Source organism: Winogradskyella undariae (genome assembly GCF_013285155.1).
In the GTDB taxonomy this organism is placed as follows: domain Bacteria; phylum Bacteroidota; class Bacteroidia; order Flavobacteriales; family Flavobacteriaceae; genus Winogradskyella; species Winogradskyella undariae.
On the sequence record NZ_JABTEL010000012.1, the window covers coordinates 58,503 to 78,313 of the forward strand.

The window sequence follows — 19,811 nt, forward strand, 5'->3', positions numbered from 1 at the left end:
GTTAATCTATGAGTTTTAGTGTTGTTATCTAAGTTTCTTAAAAACATTTATTTATAGTTGAGATAATTCTTTTTAATTCGTCCTCTTTAAGATTAGACCCGCTAGGTAAGCATAAGCCTTTTTCAAACAATTCATCTGAAACTCCATTGAGGTATGATGGGCTATTTTTAAAAACAGGTTGTTGGTGCATAGGTTTCCATAATGGTCTAGATTCGATGTTTTCTTTCTCTAAAGCTAGTCTTATATTTTCTTTAGTTTTTTCTGAATCTAATAATATGCATGTTAGCCATCGGTTAGAAAAATAGCCTTCAGGTTCTTTTAAAAATGTAATTTTCTCATTCGTTTTAAAAGCATCTACATATAAATCATAATTAGCTCTTCGCTTTGAAACATGGTTGTTGAGCACCGTCATTTGTCCACGGCCAACACCCGCAGCGATGTTAGACATTCTGTAATTGTAGCCTATTTCGGAATGTAGATAATATGGCGCATTGTCTCTAGCTTGTGTCGCTAAGAAAATAGCTTTCTTTTTTTGTTTTAATGTTTTTGTAATTAAAGCGCCTCCACCAGAAGTTGTTATTATTTTATTTCCGTTAAAAGATAATATAGATAAATCACCTAAAGTTCCACAATGTTTACCTTTATAGAGACTCCCTAATGATTCTGCACCATCTTCTAGAATAGGAATATTATATTTTGAGGCTATTTTATTAATTTCATCAACCTTATAAGGCATACCATATAAATGTACAGCAATAATGGCTTTAGGTTTTTTTCCTTTGGAGATTCTGTCTTTAATAGCAATTTCTAATTGAATAGGGCAGATGTTCCATGTGTCTTTTTCACTATCAACAAAAATTGGTTTTGCTCCTTGATACACGATGGGGTTTGCTGTTGCTGAAAATGTGTTGGTTTGACAAATAACTTCATCTTCATAACCAATATCTAGAAGGATTAAGCTTAAATGTATAGCGGAAGTGCCAGAAGCTAATGCAGCAATATGTTTATCTTTATTTAAATAAGATTCTAAGTCATTTTCAAATCCATTTATATTTTGCCCTATAGATGCTAAGCAGTTAGAGTTAAAAGCTTCTTGGATGTATGTTAACTCATTACCACTCATATGTGGTGACGAAAGCCATATTTTAGGTTTCATAAATATAAATTGTTAAGTAACTATTTTATTACGAGGGAAATTGTTTGTATAATAGAATAAATCTGATGTACAATCGGATTTTTTTCAAAATTAAAACAATATAATTAATTTGCTATTTATTTGTTGATTGTAAATAAGGCTATTAAATTGAATTATTTTAAAGCAAAAATGCACTAAACTTAAGTGTTTAGTGCATTTTTATATTTTTAAAAGGATAGATTTATTTTCCTATTGAAGAATATTCAAATCCAATAGCTTCCATCTCTGTTTTATCTAAGATATTTCTACCGTCAAAAATGAACGCTGGTTTTTTCATTTGACTATAGATTTTTTTCCAATCGTAAGTCTTAAACTCATCCCATTCGGTCATAATTGCAATAGCATGTGCGTCTTTTGTAGTTTCGTAAGGATCGTCAAAAGATGTTACTAAGTCTGCATTTTCTTCCTTAGTTCTTGTGTCTAGATAATTTAAGTCGTTTTGTACTTTTTTATCATTTACTTTAGGATCGTAAACAGCAATATTTGCTTGTTCATTTAATAAGTGATCTGCAACGTAAATTGCTGCTGATTCTCTTGTGTCATTGGTGTCTTTTTTAAAGGCCCAACCTAACATTGCAATTTTTTTACCAGATACAGTATTATATAATGTGCTAATTAAATTATCAGAAAAACGACGTTTTTGGTGATCATTTAAAATAATAACCTGTTCCCAATAATCAGCTACTTGATTTAAACCATAACTTCTTGCGATGTATACAAGGTTTAATATGTCTTTTTGAAAACAAGAACCACCAAATCCGATAGAAGCATTTAAAAATTTAGATCCAATTCTAGAATCCATTCCTATAGCTTTCGCAACTTCGTTTACATTTGCTTCTGTATGCTCACATAATTCTGAAATGGCATTAATGGAAGAAATACGTTGTGCTAAAAAGGCATTAGCAGTTAATTTAGATAACTCAGAAGACCAAACATTAGTTCTTAATATTCTTTCTTGAGGCACCCAACTACCATAGACATTTGCTAGGCTTTCAATAGCGTCTTTAGATTCACCACCAATTAAAACACGATCTGGATCTAGCAAATCTTCAATTGCTGTTCCTTCTGCTAAAAATTCAGGATTAGATAAGATTTCAAATTTCACATCACTTCCTGTGTTGTGTAAAATACTTTTAATAGCTTGAGCTGTTCTTACTGGTAGTGTTGATTTTTCTACAACAATTTTGTCGGTAGTTGCAACGTCAGCAATATTTCTAGCACATAATTCTACAAACTTTAAATCGGCAGCCATTCCTTTTCCTTTACCATATGTTTTGGTAGGAGTGTTTACTGAGATAAAAATCATTTCAGATTCGGCAATAGCTTCATCAATAGCTGTAGTGAAAAATAAGTTTTTCCCTCTAGTTTCTTCAACAATCTCAGCTAAACCCGGTTCGTATATTGGTAATTTTGATAGATCTTTATCATTCCAAGCAGCAATACGCTCTTCGTTTATATCAACTATAGTTACTTTGATATTTGGATTCTTTTTTGCTATTACTGCCATTGTTGGTCCTCCAACATAACCGGCTCCGATACAACAAATTTTGGTTACTTTCATGCTTTTAATTGTGATTTAATTAAAGTCAACAGTCTATGAATTTGACTTATCTTATTATATAATTGATCTTTATTATGTATTGTGTTATTTTGGTATACAAATATAATTTATTTAATGCTTAACTATTAATTATAATAGTCTTTATACCAATTTATAAAAGATTTTACACCTTCTTTTATTGATGTATTGGGGCTGTAGTTGTAATCCTTAATTAATTCATCTACATCTGCCCAAGTGCGTTCTACATCTCCAGGTTGCATCTCCATCATATTTTTGATAGCTTCCTTACCTAAGTTTAATTCAATTTCTTTTATGAAATCTAATAATTTTACAGAGTTGTTATTACCAATATTATATAATTTATAAAATTGATTAGCTTCTATTCTTTCTTTTGGTGATTTTTCAATAACTCTAACAACGCCTTCTACAATGTCATCTATGTAAGTGAAATCGCGTTCCATTTTACCATGGTTAAAAACTTTTATAGGTCTGTTATTTACAATAGCATCAGTAAACAGAAACATGGCCATATCTGGTCTTCCCCAAGGTCCATATACCGTAAAGAATCTTAATCCTGTTGTTGGGACTTTAAACAGATGGCTATAAGTGTGCGCCATAAGTTCGTTGCTTTTTTTGGTTGCTGCGTATAAGCTTATTGGGTGATCCACGTTGTCATCTGTAGAAAACGGTATTTTTTTATTCATTCCGTAAACACTAGAGCTACTTGCATAAACCAAATGCTTAATTTTGTAATTTCTGCAGCATTCAAGGATGTTTAAAAAACCTATAAGATTAGAATCTACATAAGTTTCAGGATTTTCAATACTGTATCTAACACCTGCTTGAGCTGCTAGATTACAAACGATATCAAATTTTTCGTTTTTGAATAATTTAGGGAGCTCTTCACGATCTTCAAGATTCATCCTAACAAAAGAGAAGTCTTGAGATTTACTTTTACAAACAGTATTAAAAACTGCTGCTTCGCTTTTGTTTATACCTAATTCACTTAATCTTGAGTATTTTAGATTGACATCGTAATAGTCGTTTAGGTTATCTAAACCAACAACCTGATGTCCTTTAGATACTAATATTTTAGAAGTATAAAAACCAATAAATCCTGCTGCTCCTGTAACTAATATTTTCATAAATTTCGAATAATCTTTCAAAGGTCAAAATTTAGATATTAATCTCTAAATTTTAAAGCCATTAATTTCATTTTATTATTAGTTGTTCGTATAAATAATATCGAGAATAGTAACAATTGAATCACAATTCTTAACTTGTAATTCTAAGTCACGTTCCTTATAGCTATTTTCTATTAAATATATTTTACAAGAATCTATTTCTGTTTTACTCTTCGAAAAGTCAACGCTTCCATATTTTACTAAGTTGAAAATGGTAGTAGAATCTAATGTTTGTTTTGATATAAAGTTGGAAGCTTTATTAGAATATTGAAAAGGTTTAGAGCTAATGTTTTTTACAGTTCTAGCATTTGGCCCATAATCACAAGACGCATCTTTTCCATTCAAAAAAAATAAAAGTAGTATTAATCCTATACCAAAGCCACCAAGATAATAGCCTAAACGATGTACAAATTTCATAATAATTTTATCCTGCTAAAGCAAGAAGTTTTTTTAGTTAAATAATATTGATAATGTGCAGATAAAGAAATAACACTTCGGCTACGCTTAGTGTAATATCTCAAGACTAGAAAATTAATAAATTGGCATCAGTATATTCTAAGCCAAACCATTCTGCAACAGATTTATTAGTTAAAATTCCGTGGTAAAAATACAACCCATTTTTTAAACCACGATCAAATCGAAGCGCATTTTCTATACCTCCGTATTCTCCAATCTCTAATAAGTACGGTGTGAAGATATTACTAATGGAAACTGAAGCAGTTCTAGAGTATCGAGCAGGGATATTTGGTACACAATAATGAGTTACTCCATTATAATCAAATGTAGGTCGATCGTGAGAAGTTACTTCGCTAGTTTCAAAACAGCCTCCCATATCTATACTAACATCAATAACTACTGATCCAGATTTCATATTAGAGACCATACTTTCTGTGACAATTACAGGTGCACGGTTAGCGCCTCTAACAGCTCCAATAGCAACATCACAGCGTTTCAGTGCTTTTAAAAGATTTTTAGGTTGCATAGTAGATGTGTAAACGGTGCGTCCTAAATTATTTTGAAGTCGTCTAAGTTTTGTAATTGAGCTATCAAATATCTTAACGTTTGCACCTAGGCCGATAGCAGAACGCGCAGCAAATTCACCAACAGTACCAGCGCCTAAAATAACAACCTCAGAAGGAGGAACTCCGTTAATATTACCCATCATTAAACCATTGCCACCGTTTACATTAGAGAGTAATTCGGATGCAATTAAAATAGAGGCAGTTCCTGCAATCTCACTAAGAGAACTTACTGCAGGGTATTGGCCATCATCATCTTTTATATACTCAAAAGCTAATGCGGTAATTCGTTTTTTAGCTAAAGCTTCAAAATAGGTTTTATTTTGAGTTTTTATTTGAAGGGCAGAAATTAAGAGTGTTTGTGGATTTATAAGCTTTATTTCATCTAAAGAAGGTGGTTCGACTTTTAATATAATAGGGCAGGAGTATACCTTTTCTGTATCATTGGTTACTTCTGCTCCAGCTTCACTATATGACTTATCTTTAAAATTAGCGCCATCACCTGCTCCAGATTCAAATAAAACACGATGTCCGTTAGCTGTTAAGGCAGATACAGCATCTGGTGTTAAGCACACACGTCGTTCTTGAAAATGAGCTTCTTTAGGAATACCGATAAAGAGTTCTCCTTTTTTCTTGAGAATTTCTAAGGTTTCTTCTTGTGGTAATAATTGAGCTCTAGTAAATGGTGTTAATGATATACTCATTAGAAGTTGTTGGCTTTAGTTTACTATTGCAAGATAGTAAATAGCATTATATAATTGTATAACTTCAAATGGTATATGTGTATGAAAAATAGAAATGTTTTAAAAATACTGCTTAATCTTACTCCAAAGGCCTTTTGGTTTTATCATGAATTCTTCTTCGAGCTCTGAAAGTGTTTTGTCGGCTGTGTTAATTTTGTTAAACATTTTTGCTCTGATTAAATAAATAGATGGAATTATAAAAGCCATTAATGGGACAAGGTATAATAATTGAGATTCATCAAAATTAATTAATTCAGCATTTATAGCTCCAAATATTTGATAAGAAAACATTGCTATTGGTACTAATATTGCGTGATACCACCAGTGTCTACATGTGAAAAACCATAAAAATAAAAGCAATAAAGGAACAAGCTTCATTAAAATAGACCATAAACCTATTTGAACATCTTCATAAAATCCACTTTTGTAAGTAAAAAACCATGTTTCCCATATTTTACCTTCCGGAGCATATTCGTATAAATAAAAAAGAAAAGGAGTTGATGCTATTGTAATAGCAATCAAACTCCCTCTTATAATGCTTTTATTGCTAATATTTCTATCCGTTTGGAAGAATTTTAAGTTTTCTTTTGTCAATTTGGCTTGTTGTTTGTCCATCTAAGTCAATAATGTTAGTAGCTTGTACAGTAAATAACACTCCTCCAAAGATAGCAATTGCTAGTACGAGATTTTTTTTAGTTTTCATAATTTAAGGGATTTAATTAATTAATTTATTCAAATGTAAAAGTGTTCGTAATTTTTTACAAATGACAAAATGTTAAAAACCAAAAAATCATGTACTTATAACTACGGTTTTTCCGTAACTCTCGTTTGATTTTGTAGGAATATTACTTAAAAAATTAAAATTTTAGACCTGTCATAGCTGTTTTAAAGGTTAAATGTTCGTGTTTAATGTTAGTTTTAGTGATCTTTTATTGTCTTGTAAGTCACTAATTGTAATGGTTTGGTTAACTGAAGGTATTAATTCTTCAATACGTTTTGACCATTCCATAAATAACCAATGTTCACTAGTTAAATAATCTTCTATTCCAAAGTTGTAAGCTTCCTCAATAGATTCTATTCTGTAAAAATCAAAATGGTAAACTTTATCACCAGGTAAATTATACTCATTTACAATAGAAAATGTTGGACTAGTAGCAATATCTTCACTTTTCATTGCTTTTAAAAGCGCATTGATAAAAGTTGTTTTTCCAGCTCCCATATCTCCATTAAATAATACTGTTTTTGTATTTAAGTGACTTAAAACATTAACAGCAATTTTATCGATATCTTTTAAATGATATGTGAATTCAATAATTTTCAATGTTTTTATATTACCAATTTATTCATACAATACTAATGAATTATTTTGGATAAACCTAGTTTGAAACGTATTTCATCGAGAATTTATGCGTTTAAAAGTTTTTTTTAGCCTTTTATCCTGAATTAGAGATTAGTCAATATTTTTATTTAGGATCTAATACAATAAAAGGAATAATCATTTCCTCTAGAGAGACTCCGCCGTGTTGATAGGTGTTTCTATAGTAGCTGACATAATGATTAAAGTTATTTGGATATGCTAAAAATAAATCACCCTTAGCGAAAATAAACGAACTACTCATTGTTAAAGAAGGTAGATGAACAGATTTAGGGTTTTTAATAGCTAATACATCCTTGTCTTGATACGTTAAACTTCTTCCGGTTTTGTAACGTAGATTTAAACTTGTGTCTCTGTCTCCAATTACTTTTGTTGGTGATTTTACATTAATTGTTCCGTGGTCTGTGGTTAAAATTAATTTAAAACCAAGTTGTTGTGATAATTGAATCATCTCTAATAAAGGTGAATTCTTAAACCAGCTTACGGTTAATGAGCGGTATGCTTTATCATTAGATGCTAATTCTTTTACAACGTCCATTTCTGTTTTAGAATGCGATAGCATATCTACAAAATTGTAAACAATTACACTAAGATCATTATCTTTTAAAGATCTGAAATTTTCAACTAATTTTTTTCCAGCTTTTAAGTTGGTTATTTTGTGATATTCATGCTTTAAATGACTTAATCCTAAGCGTTTTAATTGTTCTCTTAAAAAATCACCTTCATGCATGTTTTTACCACCTTCGTCCGTGTCATTTTTCCAATATTGTGGAAATAAACTTTCCATATCGGCAGGCATTAACCCAGAGAAAATAGCATTACGAGCATATTGTGTGGCTGTTGGTAAAATACTATAAAATGCTAATTCAGAAGCTTTTTTGTAATAGTTGTTAACTATAGGTTCAAAAGCTTTCCATTGGTCATAGCGTAAATTATCAATCACAACTAATAATGTTGGTTGTTTGTCACTTAGCTCTGGAACAATTTTTTCTTTAAATAAATTATGAGACATTACTGGTGAGTCAGATTTAGGCTGAAACCAATCTTCATAATTCTTCTCAATAAATTTACCAAACTGCATGTTGGCTTCTGTTTTTTGAGACTCTAAAATATCTGTCATCCCAATATCTTCAATACTTTCTAATTGTAATTCCCAGTAAACAAGTTTTTGATAGAGTTCTACCCATTCTTCATAAGAATTTACCATAGATAAGTCCATGGCAATTTTTCTGAATTCTTGCTGGTAATTAGAGGTCGTCTTTTCTGAAATTAAGCGAGAATGGTCTAAATTTTTCTTTAAACTCAGTAAAATCTGATTAGGATTTACAGGTTTTATTAAATAATCGGCAATTTTATTACCAATAGCTTCTTCCATTATATATTCCTCTTCACTTTTAGTAATCATTACTATTGGCAAATTGGCTCTGCGCTCTTTTATTTCGTTTAAAGTCTCTAAACCCGTAAGGCCAGGCATGTTTTCATCTAAAAAGACAATATCAAAATTTGTATCGTTAATAATTTCTAAAGCTTCAGTACCACTTTGACACTTTGTAACTTGGTAACCTTTTTGCTCTAAAAAAATAATATGAGGCTTAAGTAAATCTATTTCATCGTCAACCCAAAGAATATTTATCATGTTGTGGTATATTTGTTATCTAATAATTAGTGAATTTTAAAATTTTGCCTACAAATAATAAGCTTAAAATCTTTAACGATCCAATTTACGGATTTATTACGATTCCGAATACTTTAATATTCGATATCATTCAGCACAAATATTTTCAGAGATTACGCCGTATTAGTCAAATGGGATTATCTTATTTGGTTTATCCAGGTGCACATCATACACGATTTCATCATGCATTAGGTTGTATGCATTTAATGCAAAAAGCTGTTAATGTACTTCGTTTTAAGGGAGTTGTGATTTCTGATGAAGAAGAAAATGGTTTGCTAATAGCAATTCTTTTACATGATATTGGTCATGGTCCGTTTTCTCACGCTATGGAACATAGTATTGTAGATAGTGTTTCTCACGAAGAAATATCGCTTCGATTTATGGAAGAACTCAATATTGAGTTTAACGGAAGTTTAACTTTAGCCATCTCAATTTTTAAGAAAGAGTACCCTAGACAATTTATGTGCGAACTAATTTCTAGTCAATTAGACATGGATAGGGCAGATTACCTAAAACGCGATAGTTTTTACACAGGTGTTGCAGAAGGTAACATTAATAGCGAACGTTTAATTACAATGCTTAATGTTGTAAATGATCAATTAGTACTTGAGGAAAAAGGGATTTTAAGTGTCGAGAAATTTCTAGTAGCAAGAGGCTTCATGTATTGGCAAGTCTATCTTCATAAAACAGGCGTAGTAGCAGAACAATTATTAGTACGTATTTTAAAACGAGCTAAGGAATTAGTATCAAAAGGTATAAAATTAAATTGTAGTAAAGCTTTATTTTATTTTCTAGATTCTGAAATTAATGCAGAAAGTTTCAATGTTGAAACATTAGCTATTTTCTCAAAATTGGATGATTATGATGTTGTTGCAGCGATGAAAGATTGGCAAAACAGTGATGATTTTGTGTTAAGTAATCTTTGTCAAATGATCTTAGAAAGAAATTTACTAAAAATAAAGTTGAAAAACAAGCCTATTAATGAGTCCGAATTAAAAATGTATTCAGATTCATTAATTAAAAAATTTAATATTTCTGAAGCTGAAGCTGAATATTTTGTATTTAAAGGTAAGCTAGTTAATCAAGCTTATGAGAATAAATTTCAGAAGATTAAGATTTTATTTAAGTCAGGAAAAATTAAAGATATCATCAAAGCATCAGACCAATTAAACCTAAAAGCGCTGAGTAAACCGATCACTAAATATTATATGTGTTATCCTAAAAAGAAAATGTAATCCTTTTTTTCTATTTTTGCGGAAACTAACTGAGCAATTAAAATAAATTTTTTGAAATTTACAGCAGAACAAATCGCAGGTATTTTAGAAGGAACAGTTGTTGGTGATCCTAATATTGAAGTTTTTAAACTTTCTAAAATTGAAGAAGGAACACAAGGATCTCTAACTTTTTTATCCAATTTAAAATACACACCATATATTTATAAAACAGAGGCGTCAATTACTATAGTAAATGCTGACTTTGAGCCAGATAAACCTATTTCTACAACACTTATAAAGGTTGAAGATGCTTACGAAGGTTTTACAAAATTATTAGAATATTACGACCGTATAAAATCATTTAAGACAGGTATAGAACAGCCTAGTTATATATCTCAAACCGTAAAAGTTTCAGAAAGTATATATGTAGGAGCGTTTGCCTATATAGGAGAAAATGTGATACTTGGAGAAAATGTAAAAATTTATCCGCATTCATTTATCGGTGATAATGTAACTATTGGAGACAATTCCACAATTTATCCTGGAGCTAAGATTTATTCAGATTGTATCATAGGACAAAATTGTGTTATCAATTCTGGTGCTATAATCGGAGCTGATGGTTTTGGTTTTGCACCCACAAAAGATGGTGGTTATACTAAAATACCTCAAACAGGAAATGTAATTTTAGAAGATTATGTAGATGTTGGTGCTGGTACAACAATAGATAGAGCAACTATGGGCTCTACAATTATTAGAACAGGAGTAAAGTTAGATAATCAAATACAAATAGCACATAACGTAGAAATTGGTAAAAACACAGTCATCGCTGCTCAATCTGGTGTTGCTGGTTCTACTAAAATCGGAGAACATTGCCTTATTGGTGGTCAGGTAGGTGTTGCTGGTCATTTGGTTATTGGAGATAATGTAAAAGTACAAGCGCAATCTGGTATCGGTAGAAATGTAAAAAACAACGAAGTTTTACAAGGCTCTCCGTCTTTTGGATATACAGATTGGAATAAATCTTATGTTTATTTTAAAAACTTACCTAAACTTGCAAAAACTATTAACGAATTAGAAAAAAAAGTAGATGGCAATAATTAAAACGGAAACGAAACAAAAAACCATTGAAAAAGAGGTTACACTTTCTGGTGTAGGACTTCATACTGGTGCAAATGTAAAATTAGTATTTAAGCCTGGAGCAGAAAATTCAGGATTCGTATTTCATCGAATAGATTTAGAAGGAATACCCAAAATTGAAGCAGACGCCAATTATGTTACAAGCACACAACGTGGTACTTGTATGGAGAAAAATGGTGTTGTTATTCAGACTTGCGAGCATGTTTTAGCGGCTTTAGTCGGTATGGATATTGATAATGCAATTATTGAATTAGATGCTTCAGAACCTCCTATAATGGATGGTTCGTCTAAATTCTTTGTGGAAGCTATAGAAGCAGCAGGTATTGTTGAGCAAAATGCTTTTAGAGAAGAGTATGAAATTACTGAAGTAGTTTCATATACCGATGAGGAATCTGGTAGTGAGATTATTTTAATGCCTTCTAGTTCTTATCAAATTACTACTATGGTAGATTTTGGAACTAAGGTTTTAGGAACTCAAAATGCAACATTAAATGTTATATCAGATTTTAAAACTGATATTGCTAATGCAAGAACATTTAGTTTTTTACATGAGATTGAAATGCTATTAGAGCATGGTTTAATTAAAGGTGGAGATCTTAATAATGCAATAGTTTATGTTGATAAGGAATTATCACCAGAAACTATGGAAAAGTTAAGAATTGCATTTAATAAAGATAATATTTCGGTAAAACCAAATGGGATTTTAGATAACTTAACCTTGCATCATCCAAATGAAGCAGCACGTCATAAGTTATTAGATGTATTAGGAGATTTAGCATTAATTGGTACACGTATTAGAGGTAAGGTTATTGCTAATAAACCAGGACATTTTGTAAACACTCAGTTTGCTAAAAAAATGTCTAAGCTGATAAAAAACGAAAGAAGAAATAACGTACCACAAATTGATTTAAATGCTGTTCCTGTTATGGACGTAAATCAAATAATGGATATGTTGCCTCACAGACAACCTTTCTTGTTAATTGATAAGGTTTTTGAATTGTCAGAGAACCATGTTATTGGTATGAAAAATGTCACAATGAACGAGGAGTTTTTTAAAGGACATTTTCCAGGTGCACCAGTAATGCCAGGCGTTTTAATAGTGGAGGCTATGGCGCAAACAGGTGGGATTTTAGTTTTAAGTACAGTTCCTGATCCTGAAAATTATTTAACGTTTTTCATGAAAATGGATAAAGTTAAATTCAAACAAAAAGTAGTTCCTGGAGATACTTTGATATTTAAGTGCTCGTTAATAACTCCAATTCGTCGCGGTATTTGCCATATGCAAGGTTACGCGTATACAAATGGTAAAATATGTGCTGAAGCTGAATTGATGGCTCAAATATCTAAAGTTAAATAAATATTAGAAAAATGAACCGAGCTGATTCCTAACTCAACTAAAGATTCAGTAACGTTTAAAAAGCGAACACATTTTTACCGCTTTATTAAAATAAATATTAGAAAAATGAACCAACCGTTAGCATACGTACATCCTGGCGCAAAGATTGCGAAGAATGTGGTTATAGAGCCTTTTACAACAATACATAATAACGTAAAGATTGGAGAAGGAACTTGGATTGGAAGTAATGTAACGATTATGGAAGGTGCTCGTATAGGGAAGAATTGTAATATTTTTCCAGGTGCAGTAATTTCAGCAGTACCTCAAGATTTAAAGTATAACGATGAAGATACCACTGTAGAGATCGGTGATAATGTTACCATTAGAGAGTGTGTAACAATTAATCGTGGTACTACAGATAAAATGAAAACCGTTATTGGTGATAATTGTTTAATTATGGCATATTGTCATATTGCTCACGATTGTATTGTGGGTAACAATTGCATATTTTCAAACAACAGTACATTAGCAGGGCATATTAATGTTGGTGACTATGTTGTTTTAGCAGGTATGACAGCGGTACATCAGTTTTGTTCTATCGGAAATCACGCTTTTGTAACTGGTGGATCTTTAGTTCGTAAAGATGTTCCCCCTTTTGTAAAAGCAGGTCGTGAACCTTTATCTTATGTAGGTATTAACTCAGTAGGACTGAGAAGAAGAGGTTATAGTACAGAAAAGATAAGAGAGATTCAAGATATTTACAGAATGTTATATCAAAAGAATTATAATAATACACAAGCTTCAGATTTAATAGAAGCAGAAATGGAGGCAACTCCAGAACGCGATGAAATTCTACAATTTATCAAGAATTCTCATCGTGGAATCATGAAAGGTTATTTCAAATCAAATTAAGAAATAACCTTAGAATCAACTTATAAACAACAAACAATTAAAACATTTTATGGCAAGTACATCAGATATTAGAAACGGATTATGTATAAATTACAACAACGATATTTATAAAATTGTAGAATTTCTTCATGTTAAACCTGGTAAAGGACCAGCTTTTGTGAGAACAAAAATGAAGAGTGTTACTACAGGTAAAGTTTTAGATAATACATTTTCAGCGGGTCATAAAATTGAAGAAGTACGAGTAGAAACACACAAATTTCAGTATTTATATAATGATGGTGAATTTTATCATTTTATGAATGAAGCAGATTATACTCAAATTAGATTGTTAGAATCTTCAATAGACAGAACTGACTTAATGAAGGAAGGTGAAGTTGTAACGATTCAAATCAATACTGAAGATAATATGCCTCTTTCTGTAGATTTACCAGCTTCTGTTATTTTAGAAATAACAGCAACAGAGCCAGGAGTGAAGGGAAATACAGCAACTAATGCAACTAAACCTGCTACGGTTGAATCTGGTGCAGAAGTTAATGTTCCTTTATTTATTAATGAAGGTGATAAAATTAGGGTTGAAACTGAAAAAGGTACTTACAAAGAACGTATCAAAGCATAGTTTGTTAAAAGTTATCAGTTTTTAGGAGCTTATATATTACTGAAAACTGATATTTTCTTACTTAATATTGAAATATGAAATTCCCAAAGCCACACACCTTAAAAGAAATAGCAACATTAATTGATTGTGAATTTAAAGGTTCTGAAAATTTTGAAATTCTTGGTATAAACGAGATTCATGTGGTAGAACCAGGTGATATCGTTTTTGTAGATCATCCTAAATATTATGATAAGGCTTTAGAATCTGCCGCAACTATTGTTTTAATCAATAAAGATGTAGATTGTCCTGAAGGAAAAGTACTTTTAATTTCAGATGATCCATTTAGAGATTTTAATAAAATTACAGCTCATTTCAAACCTTTTAAAGCATCAAATAGCGCAATTGCTTCTGATGCAATAATTGGGGAAGGAACTGTAATTCAACCCAATTGTTTTATTGGTCATAATGTAACTATCGGTAAAAATTGTCTTATACATTCTAATGTTAGTATTTATGATGATGCTATTATCGGAGATAATGTAACAATACATGCAGGTACTATTTTAGGAGCAAGTGCTTTCTATTATAAAAACAGACCAGCAGGTTACGATCAGTTAAAATCTGGTGGTCGTGTTATTATTGAAAACAATGTTGATATCGGTGCACTTTGTACTATAGATAGGGGAGTTACAGGAGATACAACTATTGGAGAAGGCTCTAAATTAGATAATCAAATTCAAATTGGTCACGATACTGTAATTGGTAAAAAGTGTTTAATAGCTTCACAGACAGGAATTGCTGGTTGTGTTGTTGTTGAAGATAATGTAACGATTTGGGGACAGGTTGGAGTTAAAAGCGGAATTACTATTAAAAAAGGAACGGTGTTATATGCCCAATCTGGTTTAGGACATTCAACAGAAGAAGGAAAGACTTATTTTGGAAGTCCTGCTCAAGAAGCTAGAGTTTCATTTAAGGATTTAGCATATTTGAAAAAGATTCCAGAAATATTAAAAAAGATTAAAAACTTGTAGGTATTATTGTTCTTAGTCAAAATTAATAGAGTAAAATAATATTTTATTTATTCTGATTTAAGAAATAAGGCAGATTCTCTGTTCCTACAAACAAATAAAAATAAAAAAGAGAACGCTTTTGCGTTATAAATCTCTTATTTTTGCACAACGAAAATTATAAAACTTTAAATACACAATAGCAAATGAGCGTTTTAGTTAATAAGAATTCTAAGATTATAGTTCAAGGTTTTACTGGTAGTGAAGGAACATTTCACGCAGAACAAATGATTGAATATGGTACTAATGTAGTTGGAGGTGTAACTCCTGGTAAAGGTGGTCAAACACATTTAGACAGACCTGTTTTTAATACAGTTTTAGAAGCTGTAGAAAAAGTTGGAGCAGATACAACTATCATTTTTGTACCACCAGCATTTGCTGCTGATGCTATAATGGAAGCTGCAGATGCAGGTATTAAAGTAATTATTACAATTACAGAAGGTATTCCTGTTGCAGATATGATTAAAGCTTCAGATTATATTAAAGGTAAAGACTGTCGTTTAGTAGGTCCTAACTGTCCTGGTGTTATTACACCTGGTGAAGCTAAAGTTGGTATTATGCCAGGTTTTGTATTTAAAAAAGGTAATGTTGGTATCGTTTCAAAATCAGGTACTTTAACTTACGAAGCTGCTGACCAAGTTGTAAAACAAGGTTTAGGTATTACAACAGCAATTGGTATTGGTGGTGATCCAATTATCGGAACAACAACTAAAGAAGCTGTAGAATTATTAATTAATGATCCTGAAACTGAAGCCGTTGTAATGATTGGTGAAATTGGAGGTCAATTAGAAGCCGATGCTGCGCAATGGTATAAAGCAAGTGGAAGTAAAAAACCAGTAATTGGTTTTATTGCTGGTGAAACTGCTCCTGCTGGTCGTACAATGGGACATGCTGGTGCTATTGTTGGTGGTAGTGATGATACTGCTCAAGCTAAAAAGAAAATTATGGCAGAATGTGGAATCCACGTTGTAGATTCTCCTGCTGAAATAGGAAAGAAAGTTGCTGAAGTTTTAGGCTAAACTTTTCCTTATAAAACTGTTAAAAACCTTACAAAATATTGTGAGGTTTTTTTTATTCTTACAATTTGTAATTATTATATTTGATTATAATAACTATACAACTAACTATTTACTTATTATGAAATTATTAGAAGGAAAAACAGCTATAATAACCGGAGCAAGTCGTGGTATCGGAAAAGGTATTGCTGAAGTTTTTGCTCAACATGGTGCAAATGTAGCATTTACATACAGCTCTTCTGTAGAAGCAGCAAATGAACTAGAAAAAGAATTAAATACTTTAGGTGTAAAAGCTAAAGGTTACCAAAGTAACGCTGCTAATTTTGATGAATCTCAAAAATTAGCTGAAGAAGTATTAGCTGAATTTGGTGCTATTGATATTTTAGTGAATAACGCAGGTATCACAAAGGATAACTTGTTAATGCGAATGGGTGAAGCTGATTTTGATAAAGTAATCGAAGTAAACCTTAAGTCTGTTTTTAACATGACAAAAGCCGTACAACGTACTATGCTTAAGCAACGTAAAGGTTCTATTATTAATATGAGTTCTGTTGTTGGTGTAAAAGGTAATGCCGGACAAACAAATTATGCAGCTTCAAAAGCCGGAATTATTGGTTTTTCTAAGTCTGTAGCTTTAGAATTAGGATCTCGTAATATTAGAAGTAACGTTATCGCTCCAGGTTTTATTGAAACAGAAATGACAGCAAAACTTGATGAAGAAACGGTGAAAGGTTGGAGAAATGCAATTCCTTTAAAACGAGGAGGAACTCCTGAAGATATTGCTAATGCTTGTGTATTCTTAGCAAGTGATTTAAGTGCTTATGTTACTGGACAAACACTTAATGTTGATGGTGGAATGTTGACATAATAAATCAACTTAATTATCAAAATCTATTATTTAAATTAAATTTTAATGAGTTCTGAAACTCTATTATATATAACAATTGCTGCCATAACAGCGCTATTATTAGCGCTGTTTCAGTATTTATATAAATCGAAATTAAAGTCTAATTTAAAATATCTACTTACCGGATTACGAGCAATCTCAATTTTTGGAATTTTGCTACTCCTCATTAATCCTAAATTTGAATCTTTTACTTATTTTGATGAAAAACCAACTTTGGTTTTAGCTGTAGATAATTCTGAATCTATTGCCTATTTAAAACAAAATGATAAGGCTTTAGAGGTTTTTAATACGTTGAAAAATAATTCAGAATTAAATGAACGCTTTAATATTGAATCTTATGCCTTTGGTAAGACTGTAAAGACTTTAGATAGCTTAAATTTTAATGAGCGTCAATCTAATTTGTCATTAGCTTTAAAACAATTTGGTGAAGTTTATAATAACCAAACGGCTCCAATTTTAATTTTAACGGATGGAAATCAAACTTACGGTTCTGACTATAGTTACATTTCTAAAAGCGTAAAACAACCAATTTATCCAATAATTTTAGGGGATTCTACTGTGTATTCCGATTTAACTATAAAGCAACTTAACGTAAATCGTTATGTCTATTTAAAGAATAAATTTCCTGTTGAAATCATAGCAAACTACAATGGAATTACACCCATAAATACAGAACTAAAAATTTGGTCTGGTAATACTGTAGTATTTAGAAAACCATTACAATTTGATACGTCAAAATCTTCCGAAATAATTTCAACATCTTTAATCGCAAATAGTGTTAGTGTTAAAACTTATAGAGTAGAGTTAGTTGCTTTAGATAATGAGAAAAATACAGTCAATAATTTTAAAAATTTTGGTGTAGAAGTTATAGATCAAAAAACAAATATCGCTTTGGTTTATGATAGAATGCATCCCGATTTAGGGGCTCTTAAAAAAGCAATTGAAAGTAACGAGCAGCGAAGTGTTTCTTTATTAAAACCAAAAGAGATATTAAGTAAAATTAATGATTTTCAATTATTTATATTATATCAACCAAACAATAACTTTAATTCATTATTAAAAGAAATTAAAGAACAAAACTCTAATACATTTATTATTTCAGGAGAAACAACGGATTGGAATTTATTAAATAACAGCCAAAGTTATTTTAAGCAAACCATAACAAATCAAACCGAAGATTTTCAACCAAGTTTAAACCGAAATTACGGAACTTTTATAGTTGATAATATAGATTTTAATAGCTTTCCACCATTAACATCAGAGTTTGGTTCTTATAAAATATCGGTGCCTTTTGAAACCTTATTATACAAAAGTATTAATGGAATTACGACTGAGGATATTATGCTTTCAACCTTTGAAACAAATAACACAAAACATGCTATTTTAAATGGTGAAGGGATTTGGAGATGGAGAGCGCAATCATTCTTAAACACTAATAGTTTTAATGCTTTTGATGAATTTATAAATAAGTTAGTTCAATACCTAAGTTCTAATAAAAAGAGAAAACGTATAAATATTGATTGTAAATCTTTTTATAATGGAAATGATGATGTTGTGATTTCAGCTCAGTATTTCAATAAAAATTTTGAATTTGATAATTCAGCTTCATTAAGTATTGTTTTAAAAAACACAGAAAATAAGAGTACAAAAGAAGTTCCTTTATTACTCAATAACGGAAATTATACAGTAGACTTAAGTGGAATAGAAGCAGGAGAATACGACTTTACTGTAAAACATAATTCGGAGTCCGTTTCGGCTTCTGGAAGTTTTAAAATTCTAGAATATAACGTTGAGCAACAGTTTTTAAATGCAGATATAAACAAGTTAACAGTACTTGCAGAAAACAGTAATGGTAAAGCCGTTTTTACGTCTCAAACTAACTCATTAATTAATCAATTATTAAAAGATAATCGTTATAAAACCATTCAAAAAAGCACTAAAAATATTGTATCTTTGATAGACTGGAAATATTTACTAATAATCATTGTAATAAGCTTATTTACAGAATGGTTTCTTAGAAAATATAACGGCTTAATTTAAAAAGAATAGAATGGATAAATTACCAAAAATTGGATTGCCTATTTTAATAGGAGTTGTACTTTTAATCATAGTTTTAGCAAAATCAGCTGTCACGCTAGATTCTGGTCATGCTGGAGTTTTATACGAAACACTAAGTGATGGTGTAGATCCAGAAAAAGCACCACTAGGTCCAGGGTTTCATGTTATTGCTCCATGGAATCGCGTCATCGATTATGAAACTCGTCAGCAAGAAGTTGCAGAAAAAATGGCTGTATTATCATCTAACGGTTTAGATATTAAACTTGACGCTTCTATTCTCTATCAACCAGATGTTATAAGTTTAGGGAAGTTACACAATCAAAAGGGTGAGGATTATTTAAGTCGTGTGCTTCAGCCAGCCATTAGAAGTGCAGCAAGAAGTGTTGTTGGTCGTTACACACCTGAGCAGTTGTATTCAAGCAAAAGGGATGCAATTCAAGAGGAAATCTATGAGGAAACTAAAAAATTAGTGGAGCCACAGTATATTCAACTTAACGATATTCTAATTAGAGATGTTACTTTACCTCCTACAATTAAAGAAGCTATTGAACGTAAATTAAGGCAAGAGCAAGAATCTTTAGAGTATGAGTTTAGACTTGAAAGTGCTAGAAAAGAAGCAGAAAAAGTAATTATTGATGCGCAAGGTAAAGCAGATGCTAACCGTATATTAAGTGCATCATTAACGGATAAGATTCTTCAAGATAAAGGTATTGAAGCTACGGTAAAACTTTCTGAGTCACCAAATAGTAAAACGATTATTATTGGTTCAGGTGAAAGTGGATTACCAATTATTTTAGGAAATCAATAATTAATATCC

At 31.0% G+C, this 19,811-nt stretch carries 18 protein-coding genes; 10 read left to right on the forward strand and 8 right to left on the reverse strand.

From position 1 onward, the window contains the following. Positions 1–37: 37 nt before the first annotated feature. From HSX10_RS15040 to porX, 8 genes are all read right to left on the reverse strand, one after another. Positions 38–1,156 (reverse strand): DegT/DnrJ/EryC1/StrS family aminotransferase, encoded by a 1,119-nt coding sequence (locus HSX10_RS15040; protein WP_173589067.1) that lies wholly within the window; start codon positions 1,154–1,156, stop codon positions 38–40. Positions 1,157–1,376: 220 nt separating this feature from the next. Then, positions 1,377–2,756 carry a nucleotide sugar dehydrogenase gene (locus tag HSX10_RS15045; protein WP_173589068.1) on the reverse strand — a complete coding sequence of 460 codons (1,380 nt, stop codon included), beginning with the start codon at positions 2,754–2,756 and terminating at the stop codon, positions 1,377–1,379. A gap of 125 nt (positions 2,757–2,881) precedes the next feature. Further along, a complete protein-coding gene (locus tag HSX10_RS15050; protein ID WP_173589069.1) occupies positions 2,882–3,901 on the reverse strand; it encodes an NAD-dependent epimerase in 1,020 nt (339 codons plus the stop codon). A gap of 78 nt (positions 3,902–3,979) precedes the next feature. After that, positions 3,980–4,357 carry a hypothetical protein gene (locus HSX10_RS15055; protein WP_173589070.1) on the reverse strand — a complete coding sequence of 126 codons (378 nt, stop codon included), beginning with the start codon at positions 4,355–4,357 and terminating at the stop codon, positions 3,980–3,982. Between the two features lie 106 nt (positions 4,358–4,463). Further along, the gene (locus HSX10_RS15060) at positions 4,464–5,663 is read right to left on the reverse strand and encodes an alanine dehydrogenase (RefSeq protein WP_173589071.1); all 1,200 of its coding nucleotides are present in this window, start codon (positions 5,661–5,663) and stop codon (positions 4,464–4,466) included. A gap of 99 nt (positions 5,664–5,762) precedes the next feature. Beyond that, a complete protein-coding gene (locus HSX10_RS15065) occupies positions 5,763–6,317 on the reverse strand; it encodes a hypothetical protein (protein WP_217363294.1) in 555 nt (184 codons plus the stop codon). A 277-nt stretch (positions 6,318–6,594) separates the two neighbouring features. After that, positions 6,595–7,023: a tRNA (adenosine(37)-N6)-threonylcarbamoyltransferase complex ATPase subunit type 1 TsaE gene (gene tsaE / locus HSX10_RS15070; protein WP_217363296.1), complete on the reverse strand. Its 429-nt coding sequence runs from the start codon at positions 7,021–7,023 to the stop codon at positions 6,595–6,597. A 142-nt stretch (positions 7,024–7,165) separates the two neighbouring features. Continuing rightward, positions 7,166–8,713 (reverse strand): T9SS response regulator signal transducer PorX, encoded by a 1,548-nt coding sequence (porX, locus tag HSX10_RS15075; RefSeq protein WP_173589072.1) that lies wholly within the window; start codon positions 8,711–8,713, stop codon positions 7,166–7,168. Between the two features lie 44 nt (positions 8,714–8,757). Between porX and HSX10_RS15080 the strand changes: the two genes are divergently transcribed. The 10 genes from HSX10_RS15080 to HSX10_RS15125 all read left to right on the forward strand — a co-directional run bounded on the left by HSX10_RS15080 (position 8,758) and on the right by HSX10_RS15125 (position 19,802). Next, positions 8,758–9,987 (forward strand): HD domain-containing protein, encoded by a 1,230-nt coding sequence (locus HSX10_RS15080; RefSeq protein WP_173589073.1) that lies wholly within the window; start codon positions 8,758–8,760, stop codon positions 9,985–9,987. A gap of 51 nt (positions 9,988–10,038) precedes the next feature. Continuing rightward, on the forward strand, positions 10,039–11,067 hold the full coding sequence (gene lpxD / locus HSX10_RS15085; RefSeq protein ID WP_173589074.1) for a UDP-3-O-(3-hydroxymyristoyl)glucosamine N-acyltransferase: 1,029 nt from the start codon (positions 10,039–10,041) through the stop codon (positions 11,065–11,067). Then, complete coding sequence (locus tag HSX10_RS15090) at positions 11,054–12,460, forward strand: bifunctional UDP-3-O-[3-hydroxymyristoyl] N-acetylglucosamine deacetylase/3-hydroxyacyl-ACP dehydratase (protein ID WP_173589075.1); 1,407 nt, start codon at positions 11,054–11,056, stop codon at positions 12,458–12,460. The genes lpxD and HSX10_RS15090 overlap by 14 nt, the downstream gene beginning before the upstream one ends. Before the next feature lie 105 nt (positions 12,461–12,565). After that, positions 12,566–13,351 carry an acyl-ACP--UDP-N-acetylglucosamine O-acyltransferase gene (lpxA, locus tag HSX10_RS15095; RefSeq protein ID WP_173589076.1) on the forward strand — a complete coding sequence of 262 codons (786 nt, stop codon included), beginning with the start codon at positions 12,566–12,568 and terminating at the stop codon, positions 13,349–13,351. Between the two features lie 49 nt (positions 13,352–13,400). Beyond that, complete coding sequence (gene efp / locus HSX10_RS15100) at positions 13,401–13,967, forward strand: elongation factor P (RefSeq protein WP_173589077.1); 567 nt, start codon at positions 13,401–13,403, stop codon at positions 13,965–13,967. A 74-nt stretch (positions 13,968–14,041) separates the two neighbouring features. Next, positions 14,042–14,977, forward strand: coding sequence for a UDP-3-O-(3-hydroxymyristoyl)glucosamine N-acyltransferase (locus tag HSX10_RS15105; protein ID WP_173589078.1), 936 nt, complete (start codon positions 14,042–14,044; stop codon positions 14,975–14,977). Between the two features lie 182 nt (positions 14,978–15,159). Continuing rightward, the gene (gene sucD / locus HSX10_RS15110) at positions 15,160–16,032 is read left to right on the forward strand and encodes a succinate--CoA ligase subunit alpha (RefSeq protein ID WP_173589079.1); all 873 of its coding nucleotides are present in this window, start codon (positions 15,160–15,162) and stop codon (positions 16,030–16,032) included. Positions 16,033–16,150: 118 nt separating this feature from the next. Beyond that, a complete protein-coding gene (gene fabG, locus HSX10_RS15115) occupies positions 16,151–16,897 on the forward strand; it encodes a 3-oxoacyl-[acyl-carrier-protein] reductase (protein ID WP_173589080.1) in 747 nt (248 codons plus the stop codon). 45 nt (positions 16,898–16,942) lie between these two features. After that, the gene (locus HSX10_RS15120; protein WP_173589081.1) at positions 16,943–18,976 is read left to right on the forward strand and encodes a VWA domain-containing protein; all 2,034 of its coding nucleotides are present in this window, start codon (positions 16,943–16,945) and stop codon (positions 18,974–18,976) included. Positions 18,977–18,986: 10 nt separating this feature from the next. After that, complete coding sequence (locus HSX10_RS15125) at positions 18,987–19,802, forward strand: prohibitin family protein (RefSeq protein ID WP_173589082.1); 816 nt, start codon at positions 18,987–18,989, stop codon at positions 19,800–19,802. Positions 19,803–19,811: the final 9 nt, after the last annotated feature.